This is a genomic window from Streptomyces sp. SPB074 (assembly GCF_000154905.1).
GTDB lineage: Bacteria > Actinomycetota > Actinomycetes > Streptomycetales > Streptomycetaceae > Streptomyces.
The window spans coordinates 5,373,447-5,388,929 of sequence record NZ_GG770539.1 but is presented as its reverse complement, the minus strand read 5'-3'; the positions used below and the strand labels follow the sequence as shown (position 1 = coordinate 5,388,929).

Below are 15,483 nucleotides of genomic sequence, written 5' to 3'. Positions count from 1 at the left end.
CCCGCGCGCCGCGCTCGACATCCTGGAACCGGTCCTCGCCGGGCTCGGCGCCGCGCACCGCGCGGGCCTCGTGCACCGCGACATGAAGCCGGAGAACGTCCTGATAGGGGACGACGGCCGGGTCAAGGTCGCGGACTTCGGCCTCGTACGCGGCGTGGGCACCACCTCGCAGTCGACGGGCGCCGTCCTCGGCACCGTCTCCTACCTCGCCCCGGAGCAGATCAGCGAGGCGGCGGTGGACGAGCGGGCCGACGTGTACGCCTGCGGCATCGTGCTCTTCGAGATGCTGACCGGCGGGAAGCCGTACGTGGGCGACTCGCCCGCGCGGGTCATCCACCAGCACCTGAACACCGACGTCCCCGCGCCCTCCGGTTTCTTCCCCGGGCTCGACCCGGCCTTCGACGCGCTCGTCGCCGATGCCACCGCCCGCGAGCCCGCGCGCCGCCCGCGCGACGCGGTGGCCCTGCTCGCCGCCGTGCGCGAGACCACGGCGCACCTCGACGCGGCGGCGCTCGACGCGGAGTCCCCGGCGGCGCGCGCGGGCGGGCACGACAACGCCGAGGACCGTACGAGCGTGCTGCCGCGCGCGCTGACGCTGCCCCGCCCGGGCGGGGCGGACACGGGGGTGCAGCACACGAGCGTGCTCCCCGCGCCGGGTCCCGGCCCGGCGGCGGGCGGCCGGCCGCGGCGCCGGCTGTGGTCGGCGCTCGTCGTCGCCGTCGTCGTGCTGTGCGGGGGCGCGGGGGTCTGGTACGTCAACGCGGGGCAGTTCACCGAGGTCCCGCGCGTGCTCGCGAAGAGCGAGAAGGAGGCGAAGGGCCGCATCGGCGAGGCGGGGCTGCGCGTCAAGGACGTCAAGGGCCGCTACAGCGCGAGCGAGCCGCGCGGCACCGTCCTCGGCACCGACCCGGCCCCGGGCTCCCGCATCCGCGACCACGGCGAGGTCACCCTCACCGTCTCGCTGGGCCCGCGCACGGTGGACGTGCCCCGGCTGACGGGCAAGACGCTCGCCGAGGCGCGGGCGGCGCTGCGCGGGCGGGGGCTCGATCCGGGCCTGGTCACGGAGCGCTTCGACGCGGACGTCAGCCAGGGCGCCGTGGCCGGTACGGAGCCGCAGGCGGGCGAGACCGTGAAGGCAGGCTCGACGGTGCGGCTGACCGTGAGCAAGGGCGCGCCCGTGGACGTACCGGACGTGGGCGGCGAGGACGAGGCGGAGGCGCGGGAAAAGCTGTCCGACGCGGGTCTCGACGTCAAGATCGCGCCGGAGCGGGTGTTCTCGCCGGACGCCGAGGACGGCGCTGTCGCGAAGCAGTCCCCCGGGGCCGGCGAGCGGCTCGCGGCCGGTGACGCGGTGACGCTGACGCTCTCCAAGGGCCCCGACCTTGTGGAGGTCCCGGACGTGGAGGGCAAGCAGGAGGACGAGGCGAAGGCACTCCTGGAGGACGCCGGGTTCGCGGTGAAGGTCTCCCGCTGGTTCCTCGGGCACACCGTGTGGGACCAGTCGGTGAGCGGCGGGGACACGGCACCGCGCGGGAGCACGGTGACGATCCGGGTGCGGTGACGATCCGGGTGGGGTGACGGCCCCCGGGGCGGTGACGATCCGGGGGGGGCGACGGCCCGAGGGCGGTGACGGCCCCGGGTGCGGTGACGATCCGGGGGGGTGACGGCCTCCGGCCGCGCCCGTACACCTGAACCATTCCTTCACCGGAAACGGTCTCCCCTCCCCCGCCCCACCCGGCAGAATTCTCCCTCGGGCTCCGTCGGGGAGCCACTTCCGTGTGGGGGGAACCATGCGTCCGCGTACCGTCGTCGTCAGTGCCGTACTCGTCCTGAGCGCGGGTCTCACCGCGACCGCCTGCTCCTCGCCGGACGGCGGCCCGCGGGGCGGGGGGACCTCGACCACCGCCGCCGATCCCTGTGCGACGGCGCGCGGCGACGCGCCGGAGTGCGAGGTCGAGATGCCCCCCGGGCTGGAGATCGGTGAGGCGAAGCCGGCGAGCCGCGCGCCGCGCCCGGACTTCTCCGGGAGCACGGCGAGCCCGTCCGGGGAGGCGAAGGCCGTTCCCGACCCCGGCTTCGTGACGATCCAGGAGGGCGAGCCCGCCGGTCCGCCGGAGACCCAGGGCCGCTGAGGCCTCGGGCCCCGGGACCCGGGGCCGCTGAGCCCCCGAACGCCCGCCCCGGGCCCCCGTGTCACCCTGGACGGGTGAACAGCCCCCTCCGCAATCCCGTCGGCGCCCACGTCCCCGTCACCGGGGGCCTCGCGAAGACCGGCCTCTCCTACGCCCGCACGCTCGGTGCCGAGGCCGTGCAGGTCTTCGTCGCCAATCCGCGCGGCTGGGCGACAGGGCCCGGGGACCCGGCGCAGGACGAGGAGTTCCGTACGCGCTGCGCCGCCGCGGGCCTGCGCGCGTACGTGCACGCGCCGTACCTCATCAACTTCGGCTCGCACACGGGGGCCACCGTCGAGAAGTCGGTGCTCTCGCTGCGGCACTCGCTGCGCAGGGCGCGCGCGATCGGCGCGCGCGGGGTCGTCGTGCACACCGGTTCCGCGACCGGGGGCCGCTCGCGCGAGGTGGCGCTGGCGCAGGTGCGGGAGCGGATGCTGCCGCTGCTGGACGAGCTGGACCACCCCGAGGACCCGGACCTGCTCCTGGAGCCGACGGCCGGGCAGGGTGCCTCGCTGTGCGCGCGGACCTGGGACCTGGGCCCGTACGTGGCGGCTCTCGACGCGCACCCCAAGCTCGGCGTGTGCCTCGACACCTGCCACGTGCACGCGGCGGGCCACGACCTCGGCGCGCCCGGCGGCGCGAAGCAGACGCTCGACCTGCTCGTGGACGAGATCGGCGAGGGCAGGCTCAAGCTCGTCCACGCCAACGACTCGAAGGCGGGCTGCGGTTCGCACCTGGACCGGCACGAGAACATCGGCGCGGGCACGATCGGTACGGCGGCGTTCGCGGAGCTGTGCGCGCACCCGGCGATGGCGGGCGTACCGCTCATCATCGAGACGCCCGGCGGCGAGGCGGGGCACGCGGCGGACGTGGCGCGCCTCAAGGAACTGCGCGGCTGAGCGTTCCCGGCGGCACGCCGGAGGCGGGGCGGCGGCGCGCGGGGAGCGGGTGCGCGGGAAGCGACGCGCCGGGCTCCGGGCCGCTCACAGTCCCGGCCCCTCCCCCGGGCCGCTCACAGTCCCGGCCCGTCCCCCGCCTCCTCCTGGTAGGAGTAGCGCTGCTCCCGCCACGGGTCGCCGATGTTGTGGTAGCCGCGCTCCTCCCAGAAGCCGCGCCGGTCGGCGGTCATGTACTCGACGCCGCGGACCCACTTGGGGCCCTTCCAGGCGTAGAGCCGGGGCACGACGAGGCGCACCGGGTAGCCGTGCTCGGCGGTCAGCGGCTCGCCGTCCTTGTGGGTCGCGAAGACGGTCTGGGGCGCGGCGAAATCGGCGAGGCGGAGGTTGGCGCTGTAGCCGTACTCGGCCCACACCATGACGTGCGTGGCCCCCGGCGCGGGCGGTACGAGGTCGAGCAGCGTACGGGCCGGGACGCCGCCCCACTCGGCGCCGGTCATGCTGAACCGGGTCACGCAGTGCAGATCGGCCTCGACGGTGGTCCAGCCGAGCGCGGTGAACTCCTCGTGGTTCCAGCCCCGCTTGTCCCCGTCGGCCGTCGCGCCGAAGACGCGGAACTCCCAGCGCGCGGGCCGGAACTCCGGCACCGGTCCGTAGTGCGTGACCGGCCAGCCGCGCTGGAGGCGCTGCCCCGGGGGGAGGCGGTCCGTCTCGGGGGCGGGCCGGTGCGCGGCACCGCCCGCTGCGGGCAGGTCGTCTCTCTCGCTCTCCGCCTGGCCCATACGTCCATCCTGACAGACCGGGCGGGAGGACGCCGAACGGGCGGGCGTCACCCGAGTGGCTTCGGGGGCAGACGTGACTGAGCGTGCACTTACTGGACTCCGCGGAACCGGTGATGCGACGATGCGCGCGTTCCGTGGCCGGTCGGACACCAGACGTACCCGCCGCCTAGTCGTACTCCTGGAAGGAGCCCGCACGATGCAGGGCGACCCCGAGGTCATCGAATTCCTGAACGAGCAGCTCACGGCTGAGCTGACGGCGATCAACCAGTACTTCCTGCACGCGAAGCTCCAGGACCACAAGGGGTGGGCGAAGCTCGCGAAGTACACGCGCGCCGAGTCCTTCGACGAGATGCGGCACGCGGAGATCCTCACGGACCGCATCCTGCTGCTCGACGGCCTGCCGAACTACCAGCGGCTCTTCCACGTCTCGGTGGGGCAGACGGTGACGGAGATGTTCCGGGCCGACCGGCAGATCGAGGTGGAGGCGATCGACCGGCTGCGGCGCGGGGTCGAGCTGATGCGCGCCAAAGGGGACATCACCTCGGCGAACATCTTCGAGGCGATCCTCGCGGACGAGGAGCACCACATCGACTACCTGGACACGCAGCTCGACCTCATCGAGAAGCTGGGCGAGGCGCTGTACCTGTCGACGGTGATCGCGCAGGAGCAGCCCGACCCCTCGGGCCCGGGCACGAGCGGCTTCAAGACGGACTGAGGCGGCAGCGGGGGACGGGGCGCCCTCAGGCGGCGTCGTCCAGGCGCGCGACCGGCACGGGAGGCGCCGCCGGTACGGGCAGCGCGGCCGGTACGGGGAGCACCCCCGGCTCGGGGAGCGCCGCCGGTACGGGCAGCGCGGCCGTTTCCGGGAGCGCGGCCGAAACGGGAGCCCGCTCCCCCGGTACGGGCAGGAAGACCGGCTCGTCGCGGTCGGCGGCCTCCCTGCGGGGGCAGGCGCCCCGGCCGAGGAGGGCCTGGATGCGGCGCACGCAGCCACCGCAGTCGGTACCGGCCTTGCAGGCGGAAGCGATCTTGCGGGGTGTGACGGCCCCGCTCTCCGCGTGGGCGCGCACGTCCGCCTCCGTGATGCCGAAGCACGAGCACACGTACACGCGGGTCACCTCCTGCCGAATCCGCCGGTGCGCCGGCCCCTGCGGGCCGGTCGCCTCTGCCGGTGGGGGGGGGAACCTGCCCACCCGCCCTGCTGAGGCAAACCTAACCTAACCCTCCGGGAGTCCGCCGAGGAACCCCGGGTACGCCGATGGGGCACGGATCACAGGCGATCCGTGCCCCATCGGCGGCCGTACGGTCCGGCCGGCCTCACTGCGAGCGGTACATCTCCGCGACCAGGAAGGCGAGGTCGAGCGACTGGCTGCGGTTCAGGCGCGGGTCGCAGGCCGTCTCGTAGCGCTGGTGGAGGTCGTCGACGAAGATCTCGTCGCCCCCGCCCACGCACTCCGTGACGTCGTCGCCGGTCAGCTCCACGTGGATGCCGCCCGGGTGGGTGCCGAGCTCCTTGTGGACCTCGAAGAAGCCCTTGACCTCGTCGAGGACGTCGTCGAAGCGGCGGGTCTTGTGGCCCGAGGCCGCCTCGAAGGTGTTGCCGTGCATGGGGTCGGTGACCCAGGCGACGGTGGCACCGGAGGCGGTGACCTTCTCGACCAGCGTCGGGAGCTTGTCACGGACCTTGTCCGCGCCCATGCGCACCACGAAGGTGAGCCGGCCCGGCTCGCGGTCCGGGTCGAGGCGCTCGATGTACTGGAGCGCCTCCTCCGGGGTCGTGGACGGGCCGAGCTTGACGCCGATGGGGTTGCGGATCTTCGAGGCGAACTCGATGTGCGCGCCGTCGAGCTGGCGGGTGCGCTCACCGATCCACACCATGTGCGCCGAGACGTCGTAGAGCCGCCCGGTGCGCGAGTCGACGCGGGTCAGCGCCGACTCGTAGTCCATGAGCAGCGCCTCGTGCGAGGAGTAGAACTCGACGGTGCGGAACTCCTCCGGGTCGGTCCCGCAGGCCCGCATGAAGTTCAGCGCGTTGTCGATCTCGCGGGCGAGCTGCTCGTAGCGCTGGCCCGAGGCCGAGGTGCGGACGAAGTCCTGGTTCCAGGCGTGCACCTGGCGCAGGTCCGCGTAACCGCCCGTGGTGAAGGCGCGCACGAGGTTCAGCGTGGACGCCGAGTGGTGGTACATCCGGCGCAGGCGGTCGGGGTCGGGGACACGCGCGGCGGCGGTGAAGTCGAAGCCGTTGACGGAGTCGCCCCGGTAGGTGGGCAGGGTCACGCCGTCCCGGGTCTCGGTGTCCTTCGAGCGCGGCTTGGAGTACTGGCCCGCGATCCGGCCGACCTTCACGACGGGCACGGAGGCCGCGTAGGTGAGGACGGCACCCATCTGGAGGATCGTCTTGAGCTTGGCGCGGATGTGCTCGGCGGTCACGGCGTCGAAGGACTCGGCGCAGTCGCCGCCCTGGAGGAGGAACGCCTCGCCGCGGGCGACGGCTCCCAGCCGAATGCGCAGTTCGTCGCACTCGCCGGCGAAGACGAGCGGGGGATACGACTCAAGGTCCGCGACGACTTCGCGCAGGGCCTCGGCATCGGGGTACGTAGGCTGCTGCGCCGCGGGCAGGTCTCGCCAGCTCGCCTTGGTGGCGAGGGCGTCAATATCAGCGTTCACGGTCACACGGCCACCATACGGGGTCCTTATGCCCGGCCGACGGGGCGGCCGAGGTGTGAGACAACGGTTCCGTCGTCTGGACGCGCGCCGGGAATCCGGTACTCTCCCCGTCATGTTCGCGACTCTTTCCCTGTGGTGGTGGTCCGCTCCCTAGCGGTCCACCTCTGTCGCGCACGTCGTGAGAAGGCCGCCCGAGGGCGGCCTTCGGTGTTTCCGGGGCCGGGCCCTCAGTGGCTCCCGACCTCCCCCGGAAGGAACCCGATGCCCAGCACCGCGCAGGTTTTCGCCCGTCTCACCGCCCCCGGCGCCCCGCCCTTCGCCCTCCTGCGACGCCGTACGCCGGGGCAGGCGCACGACACCGTCGAGGTACTCCTCGGACAGGTGCGCGAAGTGGCACGGCTCGCCGCCATCCCTGACGAGGACCGCGCGCACCCGGTCCTCGCGCTCGTGCCGTTCAGGCAGATCAGGGAGCGCGGCTTCGCGGCGCGCGAGGACGGGACGCCGCTCGCGGTGCTCGTCGCCGAGGAGACCCACCGGCTGCCGCTCGCCGAGGTGACGGCGCTGCTGCCCGCGCACCGGCCGGGCATCGTGGACCACGGCTTCGACCAGGACGACGACGCCTACGCGGCGACGGTGGGGCGGGTGCTGCGGGAGGAGATCGGCTCCGGCGAAGGCGCGAACTTCGTCGTGCGGCGCACCTACCGGGCGGAGATCCCCGGCTTCGGGCGCGCGGACGCGCTCGCGCTGTTCCGGCGGCTCCTCGTGGGCGAGCAGGGCGCGTACTGGACCTTCGTCGTGCACACCGGGGAGCGCACGCTCGTGGGCGCGAGCCCGGAGGCGCACGTGCGGATGAGCGGCGGGACGGTCGTGATGAACCCGATCAGCGGCACCTACCGCTATCCGGCGGGCGGCCCGGACGCCGAGGACCTGCTGCGTTTCCTCGCGGACGCGAAGGAGCGCGAGGAGCTGTCGATGGTGGTGGACGAGGAGCTGAAGATGATGGCGACCGTCGGCGACCTCGGCGGGGTCGTCGTCGGGCCGCGCCTCAAGGAGATGACGCACCTCGCGCACACCGAGTACGAGCTGCGCGGGCGCTCGACGCTGGACGCGCGCGAGGTGCTGCGCGAGACGATGTTCGCCGCGACGGTGACGGGCTCCCCCGTGCAGAACGCCTGCCGGGTCATCGCGCGCCACGAGCCGGACGGGCGCGGCTACTACGCGGGCGCCCTCGCGCTCATCGGCCGCGACGCCTCGGGCGCGCAGACGCTCGACTCGCCGATCCTCATCCGCACCGCCGACATCGACGCCTCGGGTGCCCTGCGCGTCGGCGTCGGCGCGACCCTCGTGCGCGGCTCGGACCCGTACGGGGAGGTCGCGGAGACGCACGCGAAGGCGGCCGGGGTCCTGACGGCGCTGGGCGTGCGGGAGGGGGCGGCGCGCGGCGCGGCAGGGCGCGGAGCCGGCGCGGCGGACGACCCGCGGGTGCGGGCCGCGCTGGACGGGCGCCGCGCGGGGCTCGCGCCGTTCTGGCTGCGGATGCACGAGACGCGGGGCGGGGAGCCGGGGGCGCGGGTCCTGGTCGTGGACGCGGAGGACACGTTCACGGCGATGCTCGCGCACGTGCTGCGCGCGACGGGCTGCGCGGTGGCCGTGCGGCGGCACGACGAGCCGGGGCTGCGCGCGGCCGCGCTCGCCCACGAGGGCCCGGTCGTGCTCGGCCCGGGCCCGGGGAACCCGGCGGAGCGCGCGGACCCCCGGATGCGGGGCCTGGGCGCGCTCGCCGACGCGCTGCTCGCCGGGCACCGGCACGGCGTGCTCGGCGTGTGCCTGGGCCACGAGCTGATCGCGGCGCGCCTCGGCCTGCCGCTCGTGCGCAAGGAGGTCCCGTACCAGGGCGCGCAGACGGAGATCGGCTTCTTCGGCCGCCGCGAGACGGTCGGTTTCTACAACAGCTTCGTCGCCCGCTGCGACGACGCGGCGGCGGCGGAACTCGCGGCCCGCGGCGTCGAGGTGAGCCGCGAGCCGGCCACCGGCGAGGTCCACGCCCTGCGGGGGCCCGGCTTCGCCTCGGTCCAGTTCCACCCGGAGTCGGTCCTGAGCCTGGGCGGGGTGAAGGTGGTGCGGGAGCTGGTGGAACAGGTCCTCGCCCCGGCCGGCCGCCGGCTGAGCCTCTCCGGCGACTGAGGGGCGGGGTGCCGGGGGCCGCGCCCCCGGCTCACGCCTGCCCGGCGCGGGGCACGATGACGTTCGCGGTGTGCCGCCCCGCCTCCCAGTCCCGCACGTTCTGGAGGGTCGTGGCGATGATCTGGCCCACCGCGTCCTCGGTGTAGTACGCCTGGTGCGAGGTGACGATGACGTGCGGGAACGTCATGAGGCGGGCCAGCACGTCGTCGTCCACGCCCTCCAGGGACTTGTCGAGGAAGAAGAGCCCGCTCTCCGCCTCGTACACGTCGAGCCCGACCCCGGAGAACCGCCCCGCGCGCAACTCCCCCACCAGCGCCTCCGTGTCGATCAGCCCGCCCCGGCTGGAGTTGACGAGGAGCGCGTCGTCCTTCATGAGACGCAGCGCGCGGGCGTCGATGAGGTGCGCGGTGGTGGGCAGGAGCGGCACGTGCAGGCTCACGAGGTCGGACTCGCGCAGGAGGTGTTCGCGGTCCACGTACTCCATGCCGAGGGCGAGGCAGTCCGGGTTCTCCCGCTCGTCCCAGCCCAGGAGCCGCATCCCGAAGCCGTGCGCGATGGCGGCGAAGGCGGCGCCGATCCTGCCGGTGCCGAGGACACCGGCGGTGCGGCCGTGGAAGTCGCGGCCCATGAGGCCCTGGAGGCGGAAGTCGAAGTCGCGGGTGCGGCGCGCGGCACGGACGAGGTTGCGGTTGACGGCCATGGCGAGGGACCAGGCGAACTCGGCGACGGAGTACGGGGAGTAGGAGGAGACGCGGTAGACGCCGAGGCCGAGGCGTTCGGCGGTCTCCAGGTCGATGTTGTTGAAGCCGGTGGAGCGCTGGGCGATCATCCGGGTGCCGCCGGCGGCGAGGGTCCGGAGCGTCGCGGCGCCGAGATCGGCGTTGACGCTCGTGGAGACGACCTCGTGGCCGTGCGCGATGGCGGCCGTGTCGGGCGTGAGGAACACGTCGAGGCAGCGGACGCCGTAGTGCCCGGCGAAGGCTTCCTCCAGCAGGGGCCGTTCATCGGCCTGCACCCCGAAGGCGAGGGGCCTTGACCCTGGAGTTTGAACACGTCTATGCGGCTCGGGCCAGGGTAGTTGAGGTTGGGTGGACGGTGATCTCGTAGGTGATCGGGGCTCGCTGGCCGAGCCGGGAATGACGGCGTCGGGTGTTGTAGCGGGACAGCCAGTGGAAGGCGTCGAGTCGTGCCTCGCGCTCGCTTGACCAGCCCTTTCGGCCCTTCAACGTCTCCCTTTTAAAGCTGGCGTTGAACGATTCGGCGGCGGCGTTGTCCGCGCTGGACCCGACGGCGCTCATGCTCTGCAGGACACCGGCCCGGCGGCAGGCGTCCGCGAAGGCCCCGCTGGTGTACTGGGCTCCGTGATCGGTGTGCATGATCGCCCCGTTCAGACTGCCGCGGGTCCGTTCCGCGGCGGCGAGGGCGTCGATGACGAGCTCGGTGCGCATGTGGTCGGCGATCGCCCAGCCTGCCAGGCGGCGCGAGCACAGGTCGATCACTGTCGCGAGATAGCAGAACCGTCCGCCGCCGACGCTCAAGTAGGTGATGTCACCGACGTACTTGGTGTTGATCTCCTTCGCGGTGAAGTCGCGGCCGATCAGGTCCGGGGCCTTCGCGGTGGCCGGGTCGGCGATGGTGGTGCGGTGCCGGCGCCGCAGACGGACCCCTTCGAGGCCGATGGTCCGCATGATCCTGGCAACGCGCTTGTGGTTGACCGCCTGGCCGCCCTCGTCGCGGAGCTCGGCAGTGATCCTCGGGACTCCGTAGGTGCCGTCGGACTCCTTGTGGGCCTTGCGTATCCGGGCCGCGAGCCGGTCGTCAGCGGCCTGACGGGCCATGCGAGCCGGGGCGGTGCGACGCCAGTAATAGAAACTCGAGCGGGCGATCCCGAGAATGTCGCAGAGCCGCTTCACGCCGTATCGGCGCTGGTGATCCTCAACGAACTGGCAGCGGTTCACCAGCGCGTCTCCGTCGCGAAATACCGGGCCGCCTTGCGGAGGATGTCGCGTTCTTCCTCCAGCTCGCGGATCCTCTTGCGCGCGGCGGCCAGCTCCGCCTGAACCGGGTCACCGGCAGGCTGCGGTGCCGTTGCGGGGGCGGAATGGGCACCGGCGCGGCGTCCGTCGGCGGCCCGGATCCAGTTCCGCAGCGTCTCGGTGTTCACTCCGAGATCGGCGGCGACCGACTTGATCGTCGCTCCCGGACGCGACCGGTACAACGCGACCGCGTCCGCCTTGAACTCGGCGGGGTAATGCTTCATCCCCACAGGGACTCCGTTCTCCTGGACCATCAAGATCCAAGTCTCTCCGGTGTCCAAACTCCAGGGTCAGGGCCCAAGGATTTCCACGTCAACTCCCTGGATTCGGAACCGGTTCCCGTGTCACCTCGGGTCGTCGAGGCCCTGCTCGATGGCGTAGCGGACCAGCTCTACGCGGTTGTGGAGCTGCAACTTGCCCAAGGTGTTCTGCACATGGTTCTGCACGGTGCGGTGCGAGATGACGAGCCGCTCCGCGATCTGCTTGTAGCTCAACCCCTTCGCCACCAGCCGCAGCACCTCCGTCTCGCGGTCGGTGAGCCGGGGCGTCCCCGGCCGGGCGCCCGCGGCCTTCGGGGCCGATTCGGCCGCGAGCCTGCGGTACTCGCCGAGGACGAGCCCGGCGAGCCCCGGCGTGAAGACCGCCTCGCCGAGGGCGGTGCGGCGCACGGCGTCGATCAGCTCCTCGGTGCTCGCCGATTTGAGGAGGTAGCCGGTCGCCCCGGACTTCACGGCCTCCAGGACGTCCTGGTGCTCGCCGGAGGCGGAGAGCACCAGGACGTGCGGCCCGGACCGCTCCCGCACGAGCCGCTTGCACACCTCGACGCCGGGCAGCCCGGGCAGGTTGAGGTCCAGGACGAGGACGTCGGGGAGCGCGGCGCTCGCGCGGCGCACCGCCTGCGGCCCGTCCCCCGCGGTCGCGACGACGGCGAAGCCGGCCGCCTCCAGGTCGCGGGCCACGGCGTCCCGCCACATCGGGTGGTCGTCCACGACCATGACGCGGGTGCTCGGTGCGGGCGCGTTCATCGGGCGCTGTCCTTCCTGTCGTTCGTCTTCTCGTCCGGGCGCGGCAGGCGCAGTTCGACCTCGGTGCCCTGGCCGGGGACCGAGAGGAGGTCCGCGCTGCCGCCGAGGTCGGCGAGGCGGCCCCTGATCGACTGCGCGACGCCGAGCCTGCCCTGTTCGGCGGCCTCGGCGAGGCGGCCCTCGGGGATGCCGGGCCCGTCGTCCCGTACGGTCACGAGCACCGCGTCCGCCTCGTCCTCCACGAGCAGCCAGGCGCGCGCGTCCTCGCCCGCGTGCCGGGCGACGTTGTCGAGCGCGGCGGAGACGGCGGCGGTCAGCTCGCGGGCGGCGTGGGCGGGCAGCGGGACGGGGGTGCCGGGGCCGGCCAGGCTGGTGCGGGCGCTCGCGAGCGGGGCGAGGAGCGCCATGAGGTCGAGCGGGGCGCCCGGGTCCGGGGCGGGCGAGGCGGCGGCGGGCGGTGGCCCGCCCCGGACGAGGGCGCGCAGGGTCGTCTCCTGCTCGCCCGCGAGCCGGCCCAGCTCGGCCGCCTCGCCCCCGAGCGCGGTGCCGCGCCGCTGGACCATGGCGAGGACCTGGAGGACGCCGTCGTGGATGTCACGGGCGAGGCGCTCGCGCTCGCGGGTCGCCGACTCGATCTCCAGGGCGCGGGCGAGGGTGCGCTCGGAGGCGCGGGCGACCTCGACCACGTAGCCGATGGCGATCGCGGCGATGCAGACGAGCAGGACGGCGTGCAGGGTGCTGGGGCTCGGTGTGCCGCGCTGAACGACGTTCGCGACGCCGACGAGGACGGAGGCGAGCGCCGCCGGGCGCCAGCCGCCCTTGAGCGCCCAGGCGAGGACCGCGCCCGCCGTCCAGATCGAGGGCAGCGTGGGCACGCCGCTCGCGACGCGCGCGGCGCCCTCGGCGAGCGGCGTGAGGAGGACGCCGCCGAGGGCGAGGAGGAGGTCGGCGAGGAGGAAGGGGCGGGTGCAGCGGGCCTCGCCGCGCACGCGGGGCAGGGTGAGGAGCGTCCAGGGCAGCAGGACGGCGTAGAAGGCCCAGGCGACGGCGGGGCGGGCGAAGTGCTCGCGCTCGGCGAGGAAGAGTGCGAAGGCGTAGCAGGCGGTGAGGACGCGGTAGACGGTGAGCGCCTGCCACAGGGGGCGCTCGACCAGCCGCTCCGTCGTCCTCGGCCGGGCGGGCGTGCGTGTACTGCCCATGTCCGTGTCGCCCCCGTTCCTCGGCCCGGCCCCGGGTGCGGGCCCCCGGGGGCACCTTATGCGGGGTGCTCGTGGAGGGGGACGACGGCTGCCCTTTCGGGGTTCCGCCGCGGGCGGGGAATCCGGCTCAGGCCGCTGTGGCCCGGGCCGCCTTCGCGGCCTCCGCCTTGGCCGCCTCGGCGAGCTGACGCTTGGCGGCGGTGGCGTAGATGTCCACGTACTCCTGGCCCGAGAGCTTCATGATCTCGTACATGACCTCGTCGGTGAGGGCGCGGAGGATGAAGCGGTCGCCCTCCATGCCCTCGTAGCGGCTGAAGTCGAGGGGCTTGCCGATGCGGATGCCGGGCCGCATGAGCTTGGGGAGGGCCTTGCCGGGGGGCTGGATCTTCTCCGTGTCGATCATGGCGACAGGGATGACGGGGGCGCCGCTGCCGAGCGCGACGCGGGCGAGGCCGCCCGGCTTGCCGCGGTAGAGGCGGCCGTCGGGGGAACGGGTGCCCTCGGGGTAGATGCCGAAGAGCTCGCCGCGCGCGAGGACGTCGATGCCGCTCCTGATCGCGGCCTCGCCCGCGCCGCGCCCGCCCGAGCGGTCCACGGGGAGCTGTCCGACGCCCTTGAAGAAGGCCGCCGTCAGCCTGCCCTTGACCCCCGGGGTGGTGAAGTACTCGGCCTTCGCGATGAAGGTCACCCGGCGTTCCAGGACGGCGGGCAGGAAGAAGGAGTCGGAGAAGGAGAGGTGGTTGCTCGCGAGGATCGCGGGGCCCTCGTCGGGGATGTTCTCCATGCCCTCGACCCACGGCCGGAACGTCACCTTGAGCGAGGCACCCAGGGAGTGCTTCATCGCGTTGTAGATCACCGGTCCGCCTTCCGTCCTCCGTCTTGGCCGACCTTACCGGCCGGGGCCCTCGCACGGCCGTTCCCGGCCGCCCGGGACCCTGGCCGGTGTCGGTCCGGTCGCGTACGGTGAAATACGCCGCGACACCGTACTGTGCCTGTTCCCCCGGGCGTGCGGGTCATGTACGGCCCCGCGTGTCCGGACCGTCGCGCCCTGTTCTCCCGTTCGCCCACCGAAGGAGCCCGTCGTGCCGGTCGTCGCCGGAGCCGAGCCCTACCGCCACGAGGGCGGTGCCACCGGAGTCCTGTTGTGCCACGGCTTCACGGGCAGCCCGCAGTCCCTGCGGCCGTGGGCCGCGTACCTGGCGGCGCGCGGGCTGAGCGTGTCACTGCCGCTGCTGCCCGGGCACGGCACCCGCTGGCAGGCCCTCCAGGTCACGGGCTGGGAGGACTGGTACGCCGAGGTGGACCGCGCCTTCGCGGAGCTGCGCGAGCGGTGCGCGACGGTGTTCGTGGCGGGGCTCTCGATGGGCGGGGCGCTCGCGCTGCGGCTCGCGGAGCGGCACGGTGACGCGGTCGCGGGTCTCGTCCTGGTCAACCCGGCGCTCAAGGTGCACGGTCTGGCCGCGCACGCGCTGCCCGTGGCCCGGCACTTCCTGCCCTCCACCCGCGGGATCGTCAGCGACATCGCCAAGGAGGGCGTGACGGAGACCGGTTACACCCGCGTCCCGCTGCACGCGGCGCACTCGCTGCGGCGCCTCTTCCGGATCGTGGACCGCGATCTGCCGCGCGTGGCGCGGCCCCTGCTCCTGCTGCGCAGTGCCACCGACCACGTCGTGCCGCCCGCCGACTCGGCGCGCGTGCTCGCCCGGGTCTCCTCGGCGGACACCACCGAAGTGGTCCTGGAACACAGTCACCATGTCGCGACGTTGGACCACGACGCGGACCGGATCTTCGCGGAGAGCGAGTCCTTCGTGGCCCGGATCGCCCCCGAGTACGCCCATGTCGGCCTTGTCGGCCAGGAAGGGACGGCCAGCGGTGGCTGAGAACGGCGCGGAACGCGAGGAGAGCAGGGAACCGGAGGAGAGCGGCGTGCCCCCGCTCGACGAGGAGGCCGCGTGGGCGGCGATCGTCGCGGGGTACGGCGAGGAGCCGGACGACCCGCCGGGCACGAAGCCCTTCAAGTCGGTCGAGGACCTGGCGGGCCTGGAGGCGCGCTCGCGGAACGCGTCGGCTCCCGACGAGGACGGGGACGAGGGCGAGCAGCCCGCGGAGAAGCCGGTGCTGGGTGGTTCGGTCGCCTTCGCGCCGGGCGTCCGTGATGTCCCGCGCCCTCCGGGCCCGCGCGACCACACCCCGGCGGAGGAGGACGAGGGGCACTTCGTCCCGCCGGACCCGGAACTCCCCGAGTCCGACGTGACCTCGAAGTTCGCCTGGCTCGCGGTGATCGGCGGCCCGGTCCTGACCCTGCTGGCCGTCCTCTTCGACTGGGACATGACCTGGTGGCTCGCGACGCTCTGCATCGGGGGCTTCGTGGGCGGCTTCGTCACCCTGGTCGTCCGCATGGGCGCGAGCGAGGACGACGACGAGGAGGACCCGGGCCGGGGCGCGGTGGTCTGAGGCAAAGCCCCGCACACCAGCCCGACATATCAGCCCCTCCGGCGCTTGAGGAGCGGGGCCCGGGGCGGA

At 73.6% G+C, this 15,483-nt stretch carries 15 protein-coding genes; 7 read left to right on the top strand and 8 right to left on the bottom strand.

The genetic code is table 11. The features are described 5' to 3' along the window. From SSBG_RS22870 to SSBG_RS22860, 3 genes are all read left to right on the top strand, one after another. Nucleotides 1–1,561: Stk1 family PASTA domain-containing Ser/Thr kinase (locus SSBG_RS22870; protein ID WP_078491391.1), on the top strand; the 1,561-nt coding region annotated here is incomplete at its 5' end. Between the two features lie 229 nt (nucleotides 1,562–1,790). Further along, nucleotides 1,791–2,132 (top strand): hypothetical protein, encoded by a 342-nt coding sequence (locus tag SSBG_RS22865; protein WP_037870449.1) that lies wholly within the window; start codon nucleotides 1,791–1,793, stop codon nucleotides 2,130–2,132. Between the two features lie 74 nt (nucleotides 2,133–2,206). Continuing rightward, the gene (locus tag SSBG_RS22860) at nucleotides 2,207–3,070 is read left to right on the top strand and encodes a deoxyribonuclease IV (protein WP_008748439.1); all 864 of its coding nucleotides are present in this window, start codon (nucleotides 2,207–2,209) and stop codon (nucleotides 3,068–3,070) included. A 113-nt stretch (nucleotides 3,071–3,183) separates the two neighbouring features. Here the strand turns inward: SSBG_RS22860 and SSBG_RS22855 are convergent, their stop codons facing one another. Further along, on the bottom strand, nucleotides 3,184–3,849 hold the full coding sequence (locus tag SSBG_RS22855; RefSeq protein WP_037870448.1) for a sulfite oxidase-like oxidoreductase: 666 nt from the start codon (nucleotides 3,847–3,849) through the stop codon (nucleotides 3,184–3,186). Nucleotides 3,850–4,045: 196 nt separating this feature from the next. Between SSBG_RS22855 and bfr the strand changes: the two genes are divergently transcribed. Further along, on the top strand, nucleotides 4,046–4,564 hold the full coding sequence (bfr, locus tag SSBG_RS22850) for a bacterioferritin (RefSeq protein WP_008748437.1): 519 nt from the start codon (nucleotides 4,046–4,048) through the stop codon (nucleotides 4,562–4,564). Between the two features lie 25 nt (nucleotides 4,565–4,589). Here bfr and SSBG_RS22845 read toward each other — a convergent pair whose 3' ends face one another. Together SSBG_RS22845 and SSBG_RS22840 are read right to left on the bottom strand one after the other, a co-directional pair. Beyond that, nucleotides 4,590–4,958 carry a (2Fe-2S)-binding protein gene (locus SSBG_RS22845; RefSeq protein ID WP_008748436.1) on the bottom strand — a complete coding sequence of 123 codons (369 nt, stop codon included), beginning with the start codon at nucleotides 4,956–4,958 and terminating at the stop codon, nucleotides 4,590–4,592. 208 nt (nucleotides 4,959–5,166) lie between these two features. Beyond that, nucleotides 5,167–6,522 carry a class II 3-deoxy-7-phosphoheptulonate synthase gene (locus tag SSBG_RS22840; RefSeq protein WP_008748435.1) on the bottom strand — a complete coding sequence of 452 codons (1,356 nt, stop codon included), beginning with the start codon at nucleotides 6,520–6,522 and terminating at the stop codon, nucleotides 5,167–5,169. A gap of 255 nt (nucleotides 6,523–6,777) precedes the next feature. Between SSBG_RS22840 and SSBG_RS22835 the strand changes: the two genes are divergently transcribed. Continuing rightward, nucleotides 6,778–8,700 carry a phenazine-specific anthranilate synthase component I gene (locus SSBG_RS22835; protein ID WP_008748434.1) on the top strand — a complete coding sequence of 641 codons (1,923 nt, stop codon included), beginning with the start codon at nucleotides 6,778–6,780 and terminating at the stop codon, nucleotides 8,698–8,700. Between the two features lie 31 nt (nucleotides 8,701–8,731). Here SSBG_RS22835 and SSBG_RS22830 read toward each other — a convergent pair whose 3' ends face one another. The 5 genes from SSBG_RS22830 to SSBG_RS22805 all read right to left on the bottom strand — a co-directional run bounded on the left by SSBG_RS22830 (nucleotide 8,732) and on the right by SSBG_RS22805 (nucleotide 13,816). Further along, nucleotides 8,732–9,715, bottom strand: coding sequence for a 2-hydroxyacid dehydrogenase (locus SSBG_RS22830; protein ID WP_008748433.1), 984 nt, complete (start codon nucleotides 9,713–9,715; stop codon nucleotides 8,732–8,734). Between the two features lie 40 nt (nucleotides 9,716–9,755). Then, nucleotides 9,756–10,966, bottom strand: a protein-coding gene (locus SSBG_RS22825; RefSeq protein WP_086023026.1) for an IS3 family transposase whose coding sequence is annotated in 2 segments (ribosomal slippage) — nucleotides 9,756–10,675 and nucleotides 10,675–10,966 — 1,212 coding nt in all. Because the reading frame shifts where the segments join, the coding sequence is not laid out codon by codon here. 114 nt (nucleotides 10,967–11,080) lie between these two features. Then, nucleotides 11,081–11,761 carry a response regulator gene (locus SSBG_RS22815; RefSeq protein WP_008748432.1) on the bottom strand — a complete coding sequence of 227 codons (681 nt, stop codon included), beginning with the start codon at nucleotides 11,759–11,761 and terminating at the stop codon, nucleotides 11,081–11,083. Next, nucleotides 11,758–12,960, bottom strand: a complete 1,203-nt coding sequence (gene macS / locus SSBG_RS22810; RefSeq protein WP_008748431.1) for a MacS family sensor histidine kinase — start codon at nucleotides 12,958–12,960, stop codon at nucleotides 11,758–11,760. The genes SSBG_RS22815 and macS overlap by 4 nt, the downstream gene beginning before the upstream one ends. A 127-nt stretch (nucleotides 12,961–13,087) precedes the next feature. After that, a complete protein-coding gene (locus SSBG_RS22805; protein ID WP_008748430.1) occupies nucleotides 13,088–13,816 on the bottom strand; it encodes a lysophospholipid acyltransferase family protein in 729 nt (242 codons plus the stop codon). 226 nt (nucleotides 13,817–14,042) lie between these two features. On the opposite strand from SSBG_RS22805, the gene SSBG_RS22800 reads away from it, so the two are divergent. Both SSBG_RS22800 and SSBG_RS22795 read left to right on the top strand, forming a co-directional pair. Next, nucleotides 14,043–14,840, top strand: coding sequence for an alpha/beta hydrolase (locus SSBG_RS22800; RefSeq protein ID WP_008748429.1), 798 nt, complete (start codon nucleotides 14,043–14,045; stop codon nucleotides 14,838–14,840). Further along, on the top strand, nucleotides 14,797–15,414 hold the full coding sequence (locus SSBG_RS22795; protein WP_420790325.1) for a hypothetical protein: 618 nt from the start codon (nucleotides 14,797–14,799) through the stop codon (nucleotides 15,412–15,414). Before SSBG_RS22800 ends, SSBG_RS22795 begins: the two co-directional genes overlap by 44 nt. Nucleotides 15,415–15,483: the final 69 nt, after the last annotated feature.

Bases quoted from the DNA above. Each gene is read 5' to 3' on its own strand.
- SSBG_RS22835 (WP_008748434.1), top strand. From the start codon at position 6,778: ATGCCCAGCACCGCGCAGGTTTTCGCCCGTCTCACCGCCCCCGGCGCC.
- macS (WP_008748431.1), bottom strand. From the start codon at position 12,960: ATGGGCAGTACACGCACGCCCGCCCGGCCGAGGACGACGGAGCGGCTG.
- SSBG_RS22815 (WP_008748432.1), bottom strand. From the start codon at position 11,761: ATGAACGCGCCCGCACCGAGCACCCGCGTCATGGTCGTGGACGACCAC.
- SSBG_RS22865 (WP_037870449.1), top strand. From the start codon at position 1,791: ATGCGTCCGCGTACCGTCGTCGTCAGTGCCGTACTCGTCCTGAGCGCG.
- SSBG_RS22795 (WP_420790325.1), top strand. From the start codon at position 14,797: ATGTCGGCCTTGTCGGCCAGGAAGGGACGGCCAGCGGTGGCTGAGAAC.
- bfr (WP_008748437.1), top strand. From the start codon at position 4,046: ATGCAGGGCGACCCCGAGGTCATCGAATTCCTGAACGAGCAGCTCACG.
- SSBG_RS22855 (WP_037870448.1), bottom strand. From the start codon at position 3,849: ATGGGCCAGGCGGAGAGCGAGAGAGACGACCTGCCCGCAGCGGGCGGT.